Annotated in this window: 16 protein-coding genes and 1 pseudogene; 8 read left to right on the plus strand and 9 right to left on the minus strand. The window is 71.0% G+C overall.

The genetic code is table 11. The features are described 5' to 3' along the window. Positions 1 to 256: 256 nt before the first annotated feature. Together AB0D48_RS34115 and AB0D48_RS34120 are read right to left on the minus strand one after the other, a co-directional pair. A complete protein-coding gene (locus AB0D48_RS34115; protein ID WP_362406080.1) occupies positions 257 to 2,320 on the minus strand; it encodes a SpoIIE family protein phosphatase in 2,064 nt (687 codons plus the stop codon). Between the two features lie 7 nt (positions 2,321 to 2,327). Further along, entirely contained in the window at positions 2,328 to 3,605 is a 1,278-nt protein-coding gene (locus AB0D48_RS34120) for a DUF6777 domain-containing protein (RefSeq protein ID WP_362406083.1), read from the minus strand. Between the two features lie 163 nt (positions 3,606 to 3,768). Between AB0D48_RS34120 and AB0D48_RS34125 the strand changes: the two genes are divergently transcribed. The 3 genes from AB0D48_RS34125 to AB0D48_RS34135 are packed head-to-tail and all read left to right on the plus strand — an operon-like array spanning position 3,769 to position 6,601. Beyond that, positions 3,769 to 4,602 carry a YndJ family protein gene (locus AB0D48_RS34125; protein ID WP_362406086.1) on the plus strand — a complete coding sequence of 278 codons (834 nt, stop codon included), beginning with the start codon at positions 3,769 to 3,771 and terminating at the stop codon, positions 4,600 to 4,602. Further along, on the plus strand, positions 4,599 to 5,141 hold the full coding sequence (locus tag AB0D48_RS34130; RefSeq protein WP_362406089.1) for a DUF1990 domain-containing protein: 543 nt from the start codon (positions 4,599 to 4,601) through the stop codon (positions 5,139 to 5,141). Before AB0D48_RS34125 ends, AB0D48_RS34130 begins: the two co-directional genes overlap by 4 nt. A 20-nt stretch (positions 5,142 to 5,161) precedes the next feature. After that, on the plus strand, positions 5,162 to 6,601 hold the full coding sequence (locus tag AB0D48_RS34135) for a lipase maturation factor family protein (RefSeq protein WP_362406092.1): 1,440 nt from the start codon (positions 5,162 to 5,164) through the stop codon (positions 6,599 to 6,601). Here AB0D48_RS34135 and AB0D48_RS34140 read toward each other — a convergent pair. Together AB0D48_RS34140 and AB0D48_RS34145 are read right to left on the minus strand one after the other, a co-directional pair. Beyond that, the gene (locus tag AB0D48_RS34140; RefSeq protein WP_362406095.1) at positions 6,587 to 7,570 is read right to left on the minus strand and encodes an NAD-dependent epimerase/dehydratase family protein; all 984 of its coding nucleotides are present in this window, start codon (positions 7,568 to 7,570) and stop codon (positions 6,587 to 6,589) included. The genes AB0D48_RS34135 and AB0D48_RS34140 overlap by 15 nt on opposite strands. Positions 7,571 to 7,807: 237 nt before the next feature. Next, complete coding sequence (locus AB0D48_RS34145; RefSeq protein WP_362406098.1) at positions 7,808 to 7,981, minus strand: hypothetical protein; 174 nt, start codon at positions 7,979 to 7,981, stop codon at positions 7,808 to 7,810. 296 nt (positions 7,982 to 8,277) lie between these two features. Here AB0D48_RS34145 and AB0D48_RS34150 point away from each other — a divergent pair, with 296 nt between their 5' ends. Beyond that, entirely contained in the window at positions 8,278 to 8,838 is a 561-nt protein-coding gene (locus tag AB0D48_RS34150; RefSeq protein ID WP_362406127.1) for a metal-dependent phosphohydrolase, read from the plus strand. A 13-nt stretch (positions 8,839 to 8,851) separates the two neighbouring features. On the opposite strand, the gene AB0D48_RS34155 is transcribed toward AB0D48_RS34150, so the two are convergent. Next, a complete protein-coding gene (locus AB0D48_RS34155) occupies positions 8,852 to 10,339 on the minus strand; it encodes an SDR family NAD(P)-dependent oxidoreductase (RefSeq protein WP_362406101.1) in 1,488 nt (495 codons plus the stop codon). Between the two features lie 269 nt (positions 10,340 to 10,608). On the opposite strand from AB0D48_RS34155, the pseudogene AB0D48_RS34160 reads away from it, so the two are divergent. Next, positions 10,609 to 11,418, plus strand: a pseudogene (locus AB0D48_RS34160) (DMT family transporter); the annotation flags it as partial. Positions 11,419 to 11,442: 24 nt separating this feature from the next. Here AB0D48_RS34160 and AB0D48_RS34165 read toward each other — a convergent pair. Next, positions 11,443 to 12,759: a transglycosylase family protein gene (locus tag AB0D48_RS34165; protein WP_362406104.1), complete on the minus strand. Its 1,317-nt coding sequence runs from the start codon at positions 12,757 to 12,759 to the stop codon at positions 11,443 to 11,445. 185 nt (positions 12,760 to 12,944) lie between these two features. Here AB0D48_RS34165 and gndA point away from each other — a divergent pair, with 185 nt between their 5' ends. Further along, entirely contained in the window at positions 12,945 to 14,390 is a 1,446-nt protein-coding gene (gene gndA, locus AB0D48_RS34170) for an NADP-dependent phosphogluconate dehydrogenase (RefSeq protein ID WP_362406107.1), read from the plus strand. A gap of 296 nt (positions 14,391 to 14,686) precedes the next feature. Here the strand turns inward: gndA and AB0D48_RS34175 are convergent, their stop codons facing one another. From AB0D48_RS34175 to AB0D48_RS34185, 3 genes are all read right to left on the minus strand, one after another. After that, positions 14,687 to 15,025, minus strand: a complete 339-nt coding sequence (locus AB0D48_RS34175) for a GNAT family N-acetyltransferase (protein ID WP_362406109.1) — start codon at positions 15,023 to 15,025, stop codon at positions 14,687 to 14,689. A 30-nt stretch (positions 15,026 to 15,055) separates the two neighbouring features. After that, the gene (gene panD, locus AB0D48_RS34180; RefSeq protein WP_362406112.1) at positions 15,056 to 15,475 is read right to left on the minus strand and encodes an aspartate 1-decarboxylase; all 420 of its coding nucleotides are present in this window, start codon (positions 15,473 to 15,475) and stop codon (positions 15,056 to 15,058) included. A gap of 487 nt (positions 15,476 to 15,962) precedes the next feature. Then, positions 15,963 to 16,502 carry a hypothetical protein gene (locus tag AB0D48_RS34185; protein WP_362406115.1) on the minus strand — a complete coding sequence of 180 codons (540 nt, stop codon included), beginning with the start codon at positions 16,500 to 16,502 and terminating at the stop codon, positions 15,963 to 15,965. A 191-nt stretch (positions 16,503 to 16,693) separates the two neighbouring features. On the opposite strand from AB0D48_RS34185, the gene AB0D48_RS34190 reads away from it, so the two are divergent. Together AB0D48_RS34190 and AB0D48_RS34195 are read left to right on the plus strand one after the other, a co-directional pair. Continuing rightward, complete coding sequence (locus AB0D48_RS34190) at positions 16,694 to 17,617, plus strand: 5'-methylthioadenosine/S-adenosylhomocysteine nucleosidase (RefSeq protein ID WP_362406118.1); 924 nt, start codon at positions 16,694 to 16,696, stop codon at positions 17,615 to 17,617. Further along, positions 17,614 to 19,947 (plus strand): ATP-binding protein, encoded by a 2,334-nt coding sequence (locus AB0D48_RS34195; protein ID WP_362406121.1) that lies wholly within the window; start codon positions 17,614 to 17,616, stop codon positions 19,945 to 19,947. Before AB0D48_RS34190 ends, AB0D48_RS34195 begins: the two co-directional genes overlap by 4 nt. The last annotated feature ends 72 nt before the right edge of the window (positions 19,948 to 20,019 follow it).

The following is a 20,019-nucleotide window of genomic DNA, read 5'->3' on the forward strand; positions in this document are numbered from 1 at the left end:
AGCCCCGCCGGGGCTCTGAGCCGCCTCGTGCCTCGCCGAACCCAGCCCCGCCGGCGTTTGGGGCGCGGGGGTCCGGGGGCGGCGCCCCCGGCAACGGCACCGCGCCCGCCCACCCGGGCGCGGCCCCGGCCGGCCCCCGCCAGGGCGACGGCACCGGCCTGGCCGGTGGAGCCCCGACCCGTCAAGCCCGGCGAGGGCGACGGCACCGGCCTGGCGCAGCCGAGCGCCGGCCGCCGAGCCCCCGGCAGGGAACCGGCTACGCCATCACGAACTCGCACCACACGCACTTGCCGCTCCCCCGCGGCTCCACGCCCCACCCGTCCGCCAACCGCTCCACCAGCATCAGCCCCCGCCCCGACACCCCCGACTCGCCGGCGTCCCGGCGCCTCGGCAGGGCGCTGGAGCGGTCCTCGACCTCCACCCGCAGGCGCCGGTCCGTGCCGGTCAGGACCCGGAGGGTCACGATCGCCGGGCCGTCCGTGTGCATCAGGGCGTTCACGATCAGCTCGTCCGCGACGAGCTCGATCTCGTCGGCCCGCTCCCGCGCACCCCACGCCCGCACCGCCGCCCCGATCATGTGGCGGGCCGCCACCAGCGCCTCCGGGTCCCCCGGCGCCACGTGCTGCTGGAGGCGGCCGCCACCCTGCGGGGCGTCCGGCACGTGGCGGCGCAGCAGGAGCAGCGCCATGTCGTCGGCGCCGCCCCGCTCGTCGACGACCTCGCACAGCCGGTCCGCGAGGAGCTGCAGGTCTGCCGGCCCACTGTTGATCAGGGAGGTCAGGAGCCGGATCCCGTCGTCGAGGTCGGCGCCGGGCTGCTCCACCAGGCCGTCCGTGCACAGCAGGATCGTTTCCCCCGGATCCAGCTCCACGGTGGTCACCGGGTACTCCAGACGGCCGAACTCCGCCGAGAGGCCGAGCGGCATCCCGCCCTCCACCGGCAGCCGCCGGCAGTCTCCGTCCCGGGTGCGCAGCAGCGGGTCGATGTGGCCCGCCCGTACCAGCTGCAGCACCCCCGTCGAGAGGTCGGCCTCCACATACGTGCAGGTCGCGAAGCGGTCGGTGTCCAGTTCGTGCAGGAAGACGGAGGCCCGGGCCATGACCGTGCCCGGCGAGTGTCCCTCGGCGGCGTACGCGCGCAGCACGATCCGCAGCTGGCCCATCACCGCCGCCGCGTGCGTGTCGTGGCCCTGGACGTCGCCGATGACCGCGCCGACCCGGCCTCCCGGCAGCGGGATGACGTCGTACCAGTCACCGCCGATGTCCTGGCCCATCCGGGCGGAGCGGTATCGTACGGCGACCTCCGCGCCCGGCACCGACGCGATCCGCCTCGGCAGCATGGCTTGCTGGAGGCCCTCCGCCAGGTCGTGCTCCTGCTCCAGCAGCATGGCCCGCTGGAGGCTCTGCGCGATGCTGCTGCCGAGTGCGACGAGCAGGTTGCGCTCGTCCTGGGTGAAGCCGTCCTTGTCCTGGTAGAGCAGCCCGATCGCGCCGATCGGCCTGGCCTGGGCGATCAGCGGCAGATACGCGGCCGCCGAGATGTCCATGTCCGAGATCTTCGCCCAGAGACCGGGATAGCCCTCGGCGAACTCCTGTGCGGAATCGAGAAACCGCGGCTGGAGCGAACGCACGACCTCGCTCATCGGGTACTGCTCGTCGACGCGGGTGTACCGCGTACCCGGTACGAAGCTGCCCACCGGCCCCTCGGCGACGAGGTGTATCCGGCCGGCCTCGACGAGGCCCATCACCATGCCCATCGTGCCGAGGCGTTCCAGGCCGTGGGCGTCGCTGAGGGCGTCGATGACGTCCTGCACGGTCCGGGCGTGGGCGAGGGCGGCGGTGGTGCTCTCGACCACCGAGGTCTGGCGGCGCCGCTGCTCGTCGAGGCCGAGGCGTTCCGCCGAGTGGCTGAGCTCCTCGGTCGCGTCGCGGACGATGCCGATGATCCGGTACGGGCGCCCCTCCGGGCCGCGCATGACGCGGCCCTGGGTGTGCGTCCAGCGCAGCCGGCCGTCGCGGCAGCGGATGCGGAAGTAGGCGCCGTAGGTGTCCTCGCCGCTCTTGAGGGCGCTGGAGACGAGGGCGTCGAGCCGGGTGGCCTCGGCGGGCGGGACCCGCGGGGAGAGGGACTCGGGCCGTCCGTCGTACTCGTGGGGAGCCGCGTCGAACACGTCGAGAGCTGCCGCGTCCAGGTGCATGAGACCGGTGACCAGGTCCCAGTCGAAACTGCCCATGCGGTTCAGTGCGAGCGACCGGTCCGGGTGTGCGGGCCAGTCGTCCGGCAGCGATACGGTGGTCGGCACCGATCCACCATGACACACGAGCCGGTCAGGCGCTCTCCAGCGGATAGCCGGGGTCGGCCGGCGGCTGCTGCTGCCCGTCCGGGACGACGTTGGGGTCGAAGGGGTCGTACGGGAGCTGCGACGGGTCGGTCGGAACCTCCGGCGGCAGGTCCGACGGCATGTCCGTGGGGACGTCCAGGGGAACGTCCGAGGGCAGATCGGACGGCAGGTCCGACGGCGGCAGGTCCGACGGCGGCAGGTCCGACGGCGGGACACCCTCCGGCAGATCGTTCGGCGGCTGCTGTTGCTGCGGCGGGTCGGCCGGTCCCGGCGGAAGCGCCGGATTCTGCTGCTGCCCCTCGCCCGGCGCGGCCTGTGCGTTCGGCGACTGCGGCGGGCAGTCCTCGGGTCCGGCCGCCGGGGGCGCGGTGCGGGCGGGGCTGTTCCCGTCGGGTGTCGGGCAGGGCTCGGCGGGTGCGGCCCCGGGCGGGGTGACGGGCCCGGTGGGGATGCCGTCGGCCGGGTCGAAGTCGGGCAGCACCTGCGGGGTCCGGTCCTGGGCGCCGTCGTCGCCCCGCTTGCGCTCGATCCAGGTGTTGTCGGCGATGTTGACGATGACGAGGTTGCGGATCACGTGGGTGGTGGGCTCGATGACCACGACCTGGTTGGGCTGGTAGCCGTTCCACGGATCGCCCTTGTGCACCGGCGAGCCCTTCGGGGCGCGCGGGGCGAGCAGCGGGTTGCCGCAGGCGCAGCGGACCCGGGGCATCCCGTGCTCGTCGACGAGCACGGCGGTGCCGGCCTGGAGTACGGCCTGGAAGCTGTCGGCGCGGCCGTCGCGGAAGCCGTGGCTGGTGACCCGGGTGTCGGCGCGGAGCACGACAGGGGTGAGACCGCGGAGGAATTCCGGAATCTTCGCCTGCTCGATGTCGGAGGCCTTGGCGAAGGCGCGGGCCTTGGCGTTGTCGGCGGTCAGGGTGCGCAGCTGCTGTTCCACGTCGCAGCTGCCGAGCCGTTCGGTGCCCCCGTACAGGCCGGGGGTGGCCGCGTTCACCGTGCGGATGCCCTGTCCGGTCGGGTTGGGCAGCGGGGGCTGTACGGGGGCGGACTCGGATGTGGCCGAGGTGGCGGTGAAGGGGGCGGGGCCCGCGGCGGCCACCGGCTGGAGGTGGACCTCCTGACTCTCGGATCCCGCCGCCCCGCGAGGCTCCTCGGAGCCGCCGCACGCTGCGGCGAACAGGCCGAGGGCCGCGAACAGAGCGGCGCCGGCCGGTGCATGACGGCGCGGCGCCTGACGCGGTGTCGGAAGTGTCGGTGAGTACACGTGGATCTCCCTTTTCGCCCCGGTTGCTCCCTCTTGTCTGCCGCATCCGCGCGAAGGCCGCAACCGGAGCGCTTCTTGAACATGTTCAAGGAAACCCGTAGAGTCACAGCCGTGGGTTGAACGCGTTCAAAGCGTTCGGCCGCCATGGGGAGGGGAGTCCACGGTGACGGTGCTGGTGAACATGATCGTCACCCTGGGCATGCTCTACGTGCTCCCGGCCGGGCTGCGCCTGATCGACCCGGCAGGCTTCCGCCGGACCGCCCGCCTGTGGCCGCTGCCCGCCGCCCTCGGCGCGATGTCCCTCTGGCTGCCCCGCGGAGCACTCGCCACGACGCTCGCCGCACTGTACGCGGCGGCCGCCCTGGCCCTCGCGGTGCGGGCGCAGGCCGGACTCCCGCGCGGCCGCCCGCCCGGGCCCGCGGACGTCGCGGTGACCACCGCGCTGGTCTCGCCGTCCGTCGCCGGGACCGCCCTGGTCGCCGAGCGCGCCGGATACCGGTTGTTCGGCTTCGACCTCGACATCCTGGCGCTCACCGTGCCTCACTTCCACTTCGCCGGATTCACGGCCGCCCTGGTCGCGGGCCTGGTGTGCCGGGCAGCGGTACCCGGACCCGGCGCGCGATGGGCCGCTTACAGCGTCCCCGCGGGCACCCTGCTCGTGCTCCTCGGCTACTTCGTCGACGACTGGGCCGAACTGGCGGGCGCGGTGGTCCTGACCGGCGGGATGTGGGCCGTGGCCCTGCTGACCTGGCGGGAGATCCGGCCGGCGGCGGGAGACCGGACAACGCGGGCGCTGTTCGCGACCTCGGCGGCGGTACTGCTGGCCACCATGCTGCTCGCCCTGTGGTGGGCGGTCGGCGAGGCCACCGGGGTCGTGCACCCCACCTTGACCTGGATGGCCGCGACCCACGGCCTCGGGAACGCCCTCGGATTCGCCCTGTGCTCGGTGCTGGCCTGGCGCCGACTGACCGCAGACCGACAGGAGACCACGCCATGACCCGCCTCATCAGCGCCGGCCGGGACGCCTTCAGCTACCCCGACCGGGGTGCCACCGCCGAGCGGCCGCTGCCCGCCGGATACCACCACCTGCACCACCGCACCCGCATAGGGCACGGCCGGGCCGCCTTCGAGGCCGCCGGCATCGCGGTGACCACCTTCCGGGCGCACCGGACCTCGGGCATGCGGGTCCGCGGCGACATCGACGGCACCGTCGCCGTCCGCCCCGGCAGCCGGGTGACCGTCGGGATCGGCTTCGGGCCGCTGCGGATCGAGGCTCCGTGCCAGGTGGTCTGGACGGCGTACGAGCCCGTCCGGATCGGTTTCGCGTACGGGACCCTGACGGGCCACCCGGAGTGCGGGGAGGAGTCCTTCGTCGTGGCCATGGACCCCGACGGCACCGTCTGGTTCACGGTGACCGCCTTCAGCCGCCCCGCCTGCTGGTACACCCGTCTCGCGGGCCCGGTGATCCCCTTCCTCCAGCTGCGCTACGCCCGCCATCTGGGCCGCCACGTGCGCAGGCTGGCCAGCGCCGCCTGACCGGTCCGATACTGGAGGCGATGGACTGGTTCACGGCGCCCGGGTACTGGCTCGGCCGGCTGGTCTTCCAGCGGGCCCTCGCCGGTGTCTACCTCTTCGCCTTCGTCGGGGCCGCCCTGCAGTTCCGGGCCCTGATCGGGGCGCGGGGCATGCTGCCCGTGCCGCGCTACGTGCGGTACGTGCCCTTCCGCCGCGCCCCGAGCCTGTTCCAACTGCGCTACTCCGACGGTCTGTTCGCCGGATGCGCCTGGGCCGGGGCGGTGCTGGCCGCCGCGCTGGCCGCCGGCGCCGGGGACGAGGTGCCGCTGGGCGCGGCCATGGGGATGTGGGCCGTGCTGTGGCTGCTCTACCTCTCCATCGTGAACGTCGGGCAGACCTGGTACTCCTTCGGCTGGGAGTCGCTGCTGCTGGAGGTGGGCTTCCTCGCCGTCTTCCTCGGCAACGCGCGGGCCGGGCCGCCGGTGCTGGTGCTGTGGCTGCTGCGCTGGGTGCTCTTCCGCGTGGAGTTCGGGGCCGGGCTGATCAAGATCCGCGGGGACTCCTGCTGGCGCAAGCTGACCTGCCTCTACTACCACCACGAGACGCAGCCGATGCCGGGTCCGCTGAGCTGGTTCTTCCACCATCTGCCGAAGCCGCTGCACCGGGTGGAGTGCGCGGCCAACCACGTGACCCAACTGGTCGTTCCGGTGCTGCTGTTCACTCCGCAGCCCGTGGCCTCGTACGCCGCGGGGATCATCGTGGCGACACAGCTGTGGCTGGTCCTGTCGGGGAACTTCGCCTGGCTGAACTGGCTGACGATCACGCTGGCCCTGTCGGCCGTGGACTTCACCGGGCTCGCGGGCGCTCCCCCGGCCACGGCCTCGCGTCCGCCGCCGGTGTGGTTCGTGGTCCTGGTCTGTGCGGTGACCGTGCTGGTGCTGGTGCTGAGCCGGCATCCGGTGGTCAACATGGTCTCGCGCCGCCAGGTGATGAACCGTTCCTTCGACTCGCTCCATCTGGTCAACACCTACGGGGCGTTCGGCTCGGTGGGCCGGATCCGGGACGAGGTGGTGGTGGAGGGCACCACGGACCGGATGCCGCACGCGGACGGGGACTGGCGGGAGTACGGCTTCAAGGGGAAGCCGGGTGAACCGCACAGGATTCCCCGTCAGTTCGCCCCGTACCATCTGCGCCTCGACTGGCTGATGTGGTTCGCGGCGCTCTCCCCCGGCTATGCGCGGGACTGGTTCGGGCCGTTCGTGGAGCGGCTGCTGGCGGGCGACCGGGACACACTGCGGCTGCTGCGCCACGATCCCTTCCCGGACGCGCCGCCCCGCTATGTCCGGGCCCTGCTGTACCGCTACCGGTTCACCACCTGGCGGGAGTGGCGCGAGACGGGTGACTGGTGGCACCGCACGCTGCTGCGCGAGTACCTGCCGCCCACCCGGCTCGCAGAAGCCGCCTGGTCAGAGCCCGAGTAGAGCGGCCTCCCGCTGCGCGTCGAGGCCCGGGGCCGGCCGGTCGGGACGCTGCGGGGCGATCCCGCCGAGGCTCTGGAGCCAGGCCCAGGTGTCGGCCACGGTCTCCTCGACCGGGCGGCACTTCAGGCCCGCCGCCAGAGCCTTGGACACGTCACCGCCGTGCATGTAGTCGTGCGCCTCGCCCTCCGGTATCCAGACGGGCAGCTCGGTCCAGGGCTGTACGCCGGCCTCCAGGATCGGGGCCGGATCGGTCCAGCGCAGTTCGGCCACGCCGCCGGTGGCGGCCGCGCAGGCCTCCAGCAGGCTGCCCATCGTGGCGTGCCCGGCCGGAGAGACCACGTCGTACGCGCCGCCGTGCCCGGCACAGGCCGCGTCCAGGGTCCAGCGCGCGAGGTCGCGTACGTCGATGTACTGGACCGGGAGTTCGCGCGGCCCGGGGGCGAGCACAGGGCCGCCGCGAGCGGTGCGGTTCAGCCACCAGGGCAGCCGGCCGACGTTCTCGTACGGGCCGAGGATCAGCCCCGCGCGCACCAGCAGGGCGCGGTCGCCGAAGGCGTCCAGGGCGGCCAGTTCGGCGCCCCGCTTGTCCTCGGCGTAGGCGACGGAGGCGGCGTCGGGCGAGCCCTCCACGAGCGGGCCGTCCTCGCCCTGGCCGGCCGGGGCGGGGTAGGCGTACACGGAGCGGCTGGAGACGTACGCGTACCGCCCGGCGCGCTCGCGCAGCAGGCGGGCGCTGTCGCGTACGGCGGTGGGGGCGGCGGCCCAGGTGTCGACGACGAGGTCCCACTCCCCCTCGGCGAGGGCGTCCAGGCCGCGGGGGGCGGTGCGGTCGCCGTGCAGGGCGGAGGTGCCCGGCGGGGGCGCATGGTGACCGCGGTGGAAGACGGTCACCTCCCAGCCCCGGTCGACGGCCTCCTCGGTGATCGCGCGTCCGGCGAATTCGGTTCCACCCAGCATCAGTAGCTTCATGCGGCTCAGCCTGCCGGGGCGGCCGGGGCCGCGGGAAGCGGTGATCGCCCTCAGCGATGACGCTCACGGCGTACATGGTCCGGGAACCCGCGCGGCGGCGTCGTCGACGGGACAGGGCAGCGCCCCCGGTGCGGGTGGGCACGGGGGGCGCTCTGGACCGCTCTTCGCTTCGGACCGGTCGGTCCGGTCGCTCGGGACGACCGTGTCGATCCGGTCGCTCTCGTCGCTCAGGTCGCGTCAGTCGACGCCGGGCAGGATGTGTGACTCCGCCAGGTCGTCCTCGTAACCCGCCAGCCGGATGGGGGCGGACCGCGCCCAGACTTCGAGACTGCCGAGTTCGTCGGCCCGCGGCTTGGGCCGCGACCCGGTCCGCTCCAGCAACGTCGGTTCGGGCTTCGTGATGTCTGTCACCGCGCACTCCTTCGTGTCGCGCAACCCGGCAGGCGGACCGCGCGCCGGACTAGGGCTTCAAGGGTTTCCGGACGCGGTGGCGCCTTGGTGGAGCGTGGCCCGGATGGGGCCTTCTTGCTGCCCCACAGTACACATATGAGCGGGCCTCTGCTCGATAGAAAGGCAAAAACCGCGTCGCCCTCTTGTCTTCGCCGCGAGTTCAGGAAGTCTTCGACCCGCGGGTGCCTCAAGCATGGTCCGCTCGACGCCGGATGCGCGCGGGGGCGACGGAGGGAGCGGCGGTGTCGAGGTCCGGAATGCGGGGGTTCGAAGTGCCGTACATCTCAAGCGTTCCGGAGCTCATCGATCTTCTCCATGCCTGCCGCGAGGGCCGTGGGATGCGGACTGCGGCCCTGCTGCGCCGCGCACGCCCCTTCGACAAGGAGCTCCAGATCGCGGGGCTCGTACAGGATCTCGGCGAGCTGCTCCGTACGGGTGACGGAGCGTTTCCGGCCGATCACGCGGAGGCGGTCCGTCCGCTGCTGGGAGAGCGGGTGGCCCGCCTGGTACGGCTGCACGCGCGGGCCGCGAACGAGGCGGGGCTCCGCGCCCTGGCGGGGGCCGGACCGGACGGCGAGGCAGCGGCGGCCCTGTGCCAGGCCCACGACACGGCCGACGCGGCGGCCCTGGACGCGGGCGTGCTGGAGGACTGGCGGCCGGTCCTGGAGCTGGTCGCGGCGGGCGCCTACCGGGTGGCCGGGCCGGCAGCCGGACCCGCATCCAGGCGCGCGGTCGGGTCCGCCGAGAACGCGATCGGCCCCCTCGGCACACCGAGGGGGCCGAGGGGGCCGCGGGGATCGGCTGTGGGACGCCCGTAGGCGCCCGCCGGGCCTACCAGTTGGCGGGGGCGTAGTCCTTGAGGAAGACTCCGAACAGGTCCTCACCGAGTTCACCGCGGACGATCGGGTCGTAGACCCGGGCCGCGCCGTCGACCAGGTCGAGCGGGGCGTGGAAGCCCTCCTCGGCCAGGCGCAGCTTGTCGAAGTGCGGGCGCTCGTCGGTGATCCAGCCGGTGTCGATCGAGGTCATGAGGATGCGGTCCGTCTCGAACATCTCCTGGCCGCTGGTCCGCGTCACCATGTTCATCGCGGCCTTGGCCGCATTGGTGTTCGGGTGCCCCGCGCCCTTGTAGCCGCGGCTGAAGACGCCCTCCATCGCCGAGACGTTGACGACGTAAGCACGCCCGCTGGACGCCTTCCGGGCAGCCTCGGCCATGGCCGGCCGGAGCGCGCTGATCAGGATGAACGGCGACGTGTAGTTGCACAGCTGGGTCTCGAGCAGCTCCACCGGGGAGATCTGGTCAATGGTCTGCACCCAGGTGTTGCTCTCGACGACGTCGGGCAGCAGGCCGCCCGCGTCGATGGCGGTGCCGGCGAGATGCCGCTCCAGGCTGGCGTTGCCCGCGACCAGGGCGAGGTCGGCGACCTTCTGCGCCTCGAGCCCGCTCACGCCGACGGGCAGCGCCGCCAGGCCGTCGACCGCGCCGGAGTTGAAGGCTCCGATGACGTGGTGGGTGGGGAGCTCGCCGGCCGGCAGCGGGGCGGCCTCCCCCTCGACCAGCGCGGCGTAGGCGGTGGGCAGGCGGCGCACGGTCTGCGTCGCGTTGTTGATCAGGATGTCGAGCGGACCGGCCTCGGCCACCTGGTCGGAGAGCGCCACGGCCTGGGCCGGGTCGCGAAGGTCGATGCCGACGACCTCCAGACGGTGCATCCAGTCCGCCGAGTCGTCCATCGCCTTGAAACGGCGGATGGCGTCCTTGGGGAAGCGAGTGGTGATCGTGGTGTGCGCGCCGTCGCGCAGCAGCCGCAGCGCGATGTACATGCCGATCTTGGCCCGGCCGCCGGTGAGCAGTGCGCGCTTGCCCGTGAGGTCGGCGCGGGCCTCGCGCTTGGCGCGGTTCTCGAGAGCGCAGTCCGGGCAGAGCTGGTGGTAGAAGTAGTCGACCTCGACGTACCGCGTCTTGCAGACGTAGCAGGAGCGCGGGCGCTGGAGTATCCCGGCGATCCGGCCCGCCTCGGTGCCGGAGGAAGGCAGGATGCCCTCGGTCTCGTCGTCGATGCGCTCGGCGGAACCGGTGGCGGTCGCCTCGGTGACGGCCCTGTCGTTGGCGGTCTTGGCGGCGCGGCGCTCCTGGCGGCGGCGCTGCTTGACCGTGCGGTAGAGGCCGGCGGTGGCACGGCGTACGGTGATGGCGTCGGGGTGGTCGACATCGAGCTTGTCGAGCTCTTCGAGCACGCCGAGGCAGAGGGCCAGGCGCTCGGGGTCGATGCCCGGTCCGTATGCGTGCCCGTAGTCCTGGCTGTCTTCGGTCACCGTCATGGCCGCTGCCGTTCCTTGATCACTCGTCCGCATCCGCCTGCTGCGGAAGTCCCCAAAAGGGGAACTGTACGGATCCGACGCGCCCGGAGCCAAACCCGCTGCCACGGAGCTCACATATCGCGCGCGAGGTGTCACCGTACGCGTCCGGACGTGGCCTTTCTTCGCCGCCCCGCGCGCCTGATCGCGTCTCCCGTACTACGTTGGGAGTACGACTCGTGACCGCCTGTGGGCGGAGGAATAGCGAAGTCGGGTCGGGCATTGTGGACTTCATGAGTGCACTGGCGCTGTCCGCCCTGCTCTGCCTCGTCTCCGCGCTGGCGTACGCGGGTGGCGCGATCCTCCAGGAACAGGTCGCGGCGACCACGCCGGACCGCCCGTACGCGCCGCTGCGACGGGGCGGCTGGTGGGCCGCGGTGGGGCTGATCGGTCTCGGCGCTCTGCTGCACGTGGTGGCCCTCGCGTACGGGCCGCTGAGTCTGGTCCAGCCGCTCGGCGCACTCACGATCGTCTTCGCGCTCCCGATGGCGGCCGTCTTCGTACGGCGCCGGGCAGGCTCCGCGGCCTGGCGCGGGGCGGTGCTGGCCACGGTGGGGCTGGCCGGGCTGCTGGCCCTGACCGGCGGCGACGGGCAGGAGCAGCCTCTCGCGGGCAGTGAGCGGAGCCTGCTGCTCTTCGCGACCGGGGCCGGGGTGGCGGCGCTCTTCCTGGCGGCGCACCGGATGCGCCGGGCGGTGCTGCGCAGCGTGCTGCTGGCCGCGGCGGCCGGTACCGCCTTCGGCATGGCCTCGGTGTTCACCAAGTCCGTGACCGAGAGCTTCGCACCCGGCACGCCGGGCGCGCTGTGGCCGGATCTCGCGGCGATCGCGGTGCTGGCGTCCGGCGGGCTGCTGCTCTCGCAGGCGGCCTACCGGGGCGCCGGGCTGACCGCGCCGCTGGCCACGGTGACCGTGGTCAATCCCGTGGTCGCGGCGACGGTCGGCATCTCGCTGTTCGACGAGGGGTTCCGGTACGGGGCCGCCGGCACGACGGCGGCGCTGGCCAGCGCCGTGGTGGCGGCCACCGGGCTGGTCCTGCTCACGGCCGTGCCGTCGCACGTGCGCGGGTCAGATGTCGACTCCGTGGGCGCGGAGGTACTTCAGCGGGTCGATGTCGGAGCCGTAGCCGGGTCCCGTGCGCATCTCGAAGTGCAGGTGCGGGCCGCTGGAGTTGCCGGTCGAGCCGGAGCGGCCGATCCGCTGGCCTCCGGAGACCTGCTGGCCGGACTTGACGCCGAGCGCGGACAGGTGGGCGTACTGGGAGTACCGGCCGTCGGTGTGCCGGATGACGACCTGGTAGCCGTACGCACCGGCCCAGCCGGCGGAGACGACCTGGCCGGGGCCGACCGACTTGACGGAGGTTCCGGTCGCCACCGGGAAGTCGACGCCCGTGTGGTAGCCGCTGGACCAGGAGGAGCCGGCGACGCGGTAGGCGGTTCCGGTGGAAGCGTCGACGGGGGCGGAAAACCCGCCCGCGGCGGGCTTCTGCTGCACTGAGGCGGGCTCCGCAGCCGGCTTCTCGGCGGGCTTCTCCACGGGTTTCTCGGCCGGCTTCTCCGCGGGCTTTTCGGCCGGCTTTTCGGCCGGCTTCTCGGCCGGCTTTTCGGCCGGCTTTTCGGCCGGCTTTTCCGCGGGCTTCTCCGCCGCCGGCTCCACCGGCTTCACCGGGTCGGCCGTGCGCGGCGGCTTCTCCGGGTTCTGCGCGGGCGGCGCCGCGGTGATCCGAAGGGTGAGCCGCTGGCCGGGGAAGATCATGTCCGGATTGCTGCCCACGGTGGCGCGATTGGTCTCGTAGAGCGCCTGCCAGCCGCCCTCGACGTGCTGCTCGGTGGCGATCGCCGAGAGCGAGTCGCCGGGTGCGACCACGTACGGGTTCGGCAGCACGGTGGTTCCGGTGGGGCGGGGCACGGTGGCCTGCTGTCCGGTGGCCTTGGTCTGCCGCGTTTCGGCCTTCGCCCCCTGCGCCTTCGGGTCGTGGCCCTGGGGCGCGACGGCGGGCGCCGGGCCGCTGCGGCTGAGGCCTGCCTGCTTGCCGCACTGGGGCCAGGCCTGCGGCCCCTGGCCCTTCAGGACCTTCTCCGCGACCGCGATCTGCTGATCCTTGGTGGCCAAGTCGGCGCGGGGTGCGTAGGCCGTACCGCCGAAGGCCCGCCAGGTGCTCTGGCTGAACTGGAGGCCGCCGTAGTAGCCGTTGCCGGTGTTGACGTGCCAGTTGTTCGTCGACTCGCAGGCGGCGACCTTGTTCCAGGTGTCCACGGAGGCGCCGTGCGCGGCTCCGGCGCCGATGAGCGGGAGCGCGATCCCGGCGCCACCGGCGGTGACGACGAGCGAGGCCCGGTTGATGCTGCTCGGCTGATACCGGCGGTGCCGGCCCCGTACACCCATGGGAGCCCCCATCGAAGACATCAGGAACCGCACAACCTAACGTCACGACCAGAGCATGACAAGGGGCGCAACAGGGCGTCCTCCAGCGGAATTTGACACTCTCTCGGCGGCGATCGGACCGGTAGCCGCCCGCGTCGATGTAGCGTCGGCATTCCCCGCACACCGAAGCACGCAGGAGCGCAACGATGAGCAGCAGCACAGCCCAGATCGGCGTCACCGGGCTCGCGGTCATGGGCAGCAACCTCGCCCGGAACTTCGCCCGCAACGGATTCACCGTGGCCGTCCACAACCGCACCGCCGCGAAGACCACGGCGCTCGTGCAGGAGTTCGGCCACGAGGGCAGGTTCGTGGCGGCCGAGTCGGCGAAGGAGTTCGTCGACGCGCTGGAGCGCCCCCGACGCCTCGTCATCATGGTGAAGGCCGGGGAGCCGACCGATGCCGTGATCCGCGAGTTCGCGCCGCTCCTGGAGGAGGGCGACGTCATCATCGACGGCGGCAACGCGCACTTCGAGGACACCCGGCGCCGCGAGAAGGAGCTGCGCGAGCAGGGCATCCACTTCGTGGGCGTGGGCATCTCCGGAGGCGAGGAGGGCGCGCTGCTCGGTCCGAGCATCATGCCCGGCGGCTCGGAGGAGTCGTACGCGTCCCTCGGCCCGCTGCTGGAGAAGATCGCCGCGAAGGCCGCCGACGGGACGCCCTGCACTTCGCACATGGGCCCCGACGGCGCCGGACACTTCGTCAAGATGGTCCACAACGGCATCGAGTACGCCGACATGCAGCTCATCGCGGAGGCGTACCACCTGCTGCGCGAGGTCGCGGGCTACTCCCCCGCGAAGATCGCGGAGACCTTCCGGACCTGGAACCGGGGGCGCCTGGACTCGTACCTGATCGAGATCACGGCGGAGGTGCTCGCCCACACGGACCCCGCCACGGGCCGGGCGTTCGTGGACGTCGTGGCCGACGCCGCCGAGCAGAAGGGCACCGGTCGCTGGACCGTGCAGATCGCCCTGGACCTGGGCGTACCGGTGTCGGGCATCGCGGAGGCGGTGTTCGCCAGGGCGGTCTCCGGCCACGCGGACCTGCGTACGGCCGCACGCGGGCTCGGCGGCCCGACGGCCGCCGCGCTCTCCCCGGCGGCGGCGGAGGCCTTCGCCGCCCAGGTGGAGGAGGCCCTGTACGCCTCGAAGATCGTCTCGTACACCCAGGGCTTCCACCAGATCCAGGCCGGCAGCCAGGAGTACGGATGGAACATCGACCTCGGCGCGGTGGCCTCGCTGTGGCGCGGCGGCTGCATCATCCGGGCCGCGTTCCTGGACCGGATCCGGGCCGCGTACGACGCGCAGCCCGGGCTGCCGAGCCTGCTGGCGGACGCGCACTTCGCCGAGGAGATCGGGGCGGCCCAGGAGGGCTGGCGGTCCGTGCTGGTGGCGGCGGTGCGCCAGGGCATCCCGGTCCCGGCCTTCGCGGCGTCGCTGGCGTACTACGACGCCCTGCGCGCGGAGCGGCTGCCCGCGGCCCTCACGCAGGGGCAGCGGGACTTCTTCGGGGCGCACACCTACCGGCGCACCGACCGTGCGGGCTCGTTCCACACCCTCTGGAGCGGTGACCGCTCCGAGGTCCAGACGAGCTGAGGCAGCTCAGCTCCAGGGCCCGGGCTGAGGTATCGGCGCGGGCCCTGGCGGCGGAGGCACCGGGTCCGGCTCGGGGACGGGGCCGGGCACGGGCGGCACGGGGCGCGGGATCGGCCCGGGATCCGGGAACGGATGGGGGTCCGGGGTCGGCTCGGGCGCGGGGACCGGCGGCTGCGTCTCTTCGAGTTTTCGCACCATAGGGCCCATTTTCCCGCGATTACGCGAGAAATGCGCTTACGAGGTCTGCCGGACCCCGGCCCGGGCCCGGGCCCCGGCCGGCAGCCCGCGCAGGTCCGTCACCAGAGGTCCGAATCCGCCGCGAGCTGGAGCCTGGCCGCCGACACGACCTCGGCGGCCGGCTCGGGCGCCTGGTCGGGGTGTTTGGCGGCCCAGCTCGCCGCGTACGGGCACAGCGGAACCACCGGCACGCCCTCGGCGGCGGCGATCCCGTAGAAGGTCTTCACCAGGCCCCCGGCGATGCCCCGCCCCTCGTGGCCCGGCTCGACGACGGTGTGCACCGCCACCAGGGCGTGCGGGGCCGTGGCGAGCACGAAGTAGGCGATGAACCCGACCGCCGTCCCGTCCTCCACGGCCAGCAGCCTTCCGGCCTTCCGCTCGTCCGTGAACTCGACCATGGTCCCCGACTCCCCTCAGACAGCTCGGACTCAGACAGCCACGGCGTGCGGGCTGCGCTCCTGATCCGTACCCGGCACCGGGGCGGAGGGATCCGCACCCAGCTCGACGATCCGATTGTCGCCGTCGACATGCACGACGCGGGGCTTGAACACCTTCGCCTCCGCGTCCTCGACCTGCGCGTAGCTGATGAGGATGACCAGGTCCCCGGGGTGCACCAGATGCGCGGCGGCGCCGTTGATCCCGATGACCCCGGACCCCCGTTCGCCCTCGATGACGTAGGTCTCCAGCCGCGCCCCGTTGGTGATGTCCACGATGTGGACAAGCTCTCCGGGCAGCAGATCGGCGGCGTCCAGCAGATCGGCATCGACGGTCACGGACCCGACGTAGTGCAGGTCGGCCTGGGTGACGGTGGCCCGGTGGATCTTGGACTTGAACATTGTCCGAAACATAAAATAACTCCCGAAATGTCTGCTCCCTGCCTACTTCACGCAGGTCAAGGGCGGTCTCCGGAGACTACAACGATTCGCATCTTCGGTCAGCTTTCCCCGGGTCTTTCAGAACTGATGCTGACCAGTTGCTGACTTTTCTGACGCATTACCAGATCGGTGGGGGGAGACCCACGCCCTCCACCCCCCTGCCGCGTCGACGCCCTGCAAATAGGGCCGACGGCCAGGACAGGTCGACGTCCTTCCCGCCTGAGGCAGGCACGCTTCCTCACGCTCTAGCGCCGCCTACGGCTGGGGCAGCACAGTGTCTGGCTGGAGGTGGTGGTCAATGCTGCCCGACGATGCGATGTGCACGATCACACGCCGGACGACCCATGGGCGCGCCCCGCCACCGGGGTGCCGGGGCTCCCGCACCTATTCGAGCTCAACAGAGGCCGTCGGGCCGGCTGCGTGCAGCACGACCGGACGACTCGCACGAGTGAGTGCACGCCTACGGCCTGGTATCGACGTACAGAACGATCTGGGTGGCCAGGACGGTGAGTGCCACCGCTTCAAGGACGGAGACGGCGATTGATACAAACGATCCCGTCCCGTAGGCCCAGAAGACAATGAGAGCCGCCAGCGGGACGGCGGTGAAGACCGCGAGGTCCACGGCACACTGGATGATCTTACGTTGCGTCCGCCGAGAATCGCGCCGGTGCACCGCCTCCCATCCGAAGACGCTCTCCTGCTCCCCGGCAAGTGCACTCAGACGGGGTCCGAGGTCGATCCGAACGTAGCGACCGATCGCGGTGATCTTCTGATCGTTGGCCAGGTACGTCCACCCCAGGACGGACGTGGCTGCGGGTAGCGCCAGCAGCAATGCGACGTGGCGTGTCTGGGCCGCGCCGATCAGCACCGTCACCATCGCGGCCAGCGTGACGTAGAGCAAGTTGTCCCTGAAACCTATTCGGGTTTTCTGTTCCTCCTTCACCCTCTCGTACTCCGCCAGGAGCAACTTGCCGACTGTGACGTCCTCATTCCTTGTCACGCCCGTTCCTCCGATTGTTGAGAGTGAAGGTGCCGAACGCCAATTCTGCACCGAACGACGGGCGATGGGGGAGGAAGCCTCAGGTCATGGGTGGAGGAGCATCGATTGACACGTGGGCGACCTCGGGCGGACCCGGCTGTCGGTGTGCGGCGGTAGTCTCCGAGGTGTTGTGCTGAAGGAGGGAAGGTCCTTTGCTGGAAGATGAGTTCGGCCCGGATGGCCCGGTCGTCGTACTGACGGCGGTCAATCTGGAGTACGAAGCCGTACGCGCGCACCTCGTCGACCCGCGCCGGGTGATCCACGAGAACACCTGGTTCGAGGCGGGTGAGGTGTCTGGCTCCGATCACCAGGTCGTGCTCACGCAGATCGGCCCAGGGAACCGACGGACGGCGGTGATCACCGAGCTAGCCAGGGCTCGCTTCGCACCGCGGGCAATCATCTTCGTCGGGGTGGCCGGTAGCCTGAAGGAGGATATCCGGCTGGGCGACGTCGTCGTCGCGGACAAGGTCTACGCCTACGACGGCGCCAAACACGTAGCGGACGAGGTGTTCGCACGGCCGGCTGCCTGGGCTCCCTCGCACGGTCTGCTACAGGCTGCCAAGCATGCACTGAGGGGAGCGGCCTGGACGGAACGGGTGCGAGCGAAGACCTTGCAGCAGGACGGCTCACCTCAGGTCCACTTCAAGCCCGTTGCCGCCGGTGAGACACTACTGAACTCGTTGGGATCCTCTCTCCGCGCGCAGCTCACTCACGCCTTCAACGATGCAGTGGCGGTGGAGATGGAAAGCGCGGGGCTAGCGGAAGCGGCCGCTATCGGCAAGGTCGAGTGGCTGACGATACGTGGCATCAGCGACTACGCGGACGGCGCGAAGGCAGAAGCAGATGCTCGCGGTAGTCAGCAGATTGCGGCGGCTCATGCTGCGGCGGCAGCCATGGCACTGATCGCTGCCCTCCCGCTCGAACGCAGTGGGAGCTCTACGCCCGACAGCGACTTGACGGCAGCACCCAACGGGCCGAAACAGATCAACAAGGCTGACCGGAAAGGGGTGGTCAACGCGGTCCAGAACGGCACGCTCACCATCAACCATCACGGGCCACAAGCGACGGATCGGTGACCGAGGACGACAAGCAGGCTGACGGCCTGCGCCCCAAGAACCCACTCCCCACCGACGACCCTCCCATGGCGCAGACCAATAGCGCCGACACCGGCGGCACTGTTAACGCCGTCCAAGGCGGCAATCAGATCGTCAACAATTTCCTCGGACCCGATGCACGCCAGCTCTTCACTCAATGGGAGAGGGGTCTGCGGCGCAGTCCCGGGACGTTGAGCATTGCTCCAAACCATGCACTGAAAATGGAGCGTGAAGCTCCGCTGGCCTACCTGACCGACGCGCTCAGCGCGGCCCTCGTCGGTGAGGTACTCCTGGTCCGGGGGGAACCCGGTGTCGGCAAGACCGCCTTGGTCCTGCGGTCCATCGACGAACTGCGCGGCCGGTCCCGGCAGGTACTGGTGGCCACTGTGTCAGCGATGTCGCCGCACGCAGGCGGCTTGGAAGAGCTGATCCACACGCTCATGGACAACGACGGCGCTTCGGGGGCATCCGCTCCCCATGGGATTCTGATCCTGGACGGTGCTGAAGCTGCTCAGGAGGCGCTCGGGGACCTCGTCGCGGAGGCTGTGAGCGCAGCGAGAAGCGCCGGGTTCACAGCGGTTCTGGTCAGCCGGGACGACGCAGTGGATACCCTCCGATACGTTCTCGACCGGGCTGGCTGCACAGATATCCACGATGTAACCGTACCGTCCCTGGACGACCGCGAGATCGCCGAGATCCTCGCTTCGGCTCCGCAGTTGGGCAGGCTCGCCGACGACCCCCGATCACGCTGGCTGCTGCGCCGGCTAGCCCTCGTCGATCTCCTGCTTCGGTCCACTGGGCGGGGCGCCGCCCTGCCGACGGTCCTGTTGAGCGAGGCCGAGGTCTATACCCATGTCTGGTTCGCGTTCGTGTTGAACAACCAGCGGATGACCAATGGAGTGGTGCCTGAAGACCGCGGGATCGTTCTTGTCTCCCTGGCGGAGGGACGGATGACCGGCCGCCGAGAACCGTCTCTCCCCGGCCCTGCACTGGCTTCGCTGCGCTCCGACGGCATCCTCGCTCCGCTCGGCGAGGCGTCGGCGACCTCAAATGAGGAGCACGCCTTTGCCCACGATGTCCTGCGTGATTACGCCACCACCAAGCGTCTGCTGCTGGACGATGGCCTCTCCCTGCTGGCCGTCCACGGGCCACGATGGGCCGTTCGTGCCGGCCGGATCTTCTGCCAAGTCAGGTTGTGGTCCGGGTCGGACAAGGCGGGAGGATTCGCCACCCGGTGGAGCCAGGTACGCCAGCAGTTCCGTGAGTTGGCAGCCGTTCACGGATCACGATGGAACGAGGTTCCCTGGGAAGCGGTGCTGTCCGCAGGCTGGTGTTCCGATGCTCTCGTGGCGCTGACCGAGGACCTTCTGCGCCAACCCGAGCTTGTGCGTGAGCTGCTGCGCTGCTTGACGTTGCGCTTCGGCGAGAACGGGATTTGCGACCCAGTCGTTGCCGCCCCGGTCGTCGCTTGGCTGGTGGAGCACACAGCCGTCTTCACGAACCACCGCGGCGAGCAGTGTGACCACCTAGTCGTGGCGTGGCTGCGTAGTGTCTCTCAGCTAGAGGTCCAAGGGGGCGACGTTTCGGACCACCGGCCGGTGCGGGTTCTCATTCGCGATTCGATGCTTCGATCGGTGCCCGAGTTCCCCACACCCGCGTTCATCGAAGCACTCGCACTGCTCGGCACCGATCGGGACGATGCGGCGAACGCCCTGCTGAGGCATCTGGCCTACGAACACACGCAGACTCTGATGCCGGCAGTGGACCGCCCCACGGCAGCGCGGTGCCTCGCTGCAACAAACGCGACACTACTCGCAGAGCTCGCCGCGGCCTACTACGCCCCACCGGCCAGTCAGCGCCGTCGGCGTGGACGTGCACGGCGCTGCTCTATGGGTGAGCACGAGTACCTCGGCATCCGATTGAGAGGGCAGGCAGCCTGGTGGCGTGGGCCGTTCTTCCCTCTGCTCCAGACGAATCCTAAGCTCGGCATGGAGCTAATCGGCACTCTTCTGGCTGCCGCCATGCGACCGGAGAGCAGGGACCGATCCTGGGGCGGTGACTCGTCTGGTTCAGAGGAAGATCTTCCTCCTGCGCTGCGTGGCGACTTCCTGGGAATAGGAGACCGCAACTATTCCGGGCCATACGACGCCTGGGCATGGTACCGGGGCGCCTTGACCGGACCTCAGCCGTGTATGAGCGCTCTCATGGCTCTCGACCAGTGGCTGGACCGGCAGATCCACGACGGCGTCACATCGGCTCGAAAGGCCGCAGAACTGGTGCTCAGACACGTAGAGCTCGTAACAGGATCTTGATGAGATGTCCTGGTCAGCCGTGACCGGTGTGACGATTCGGCCGTTCGGGATGGTGTGAGTACTCGGCCGTGG

The organism is Streptomyces sp. NPDC048269 (assembly GCF_040652395.1).
Classification (GTDB): domain Bacteria; phylum Actinomycetota; class Actinomycetes; order Streptomycetales; family Streptomycetaceae; genus Streptomyces.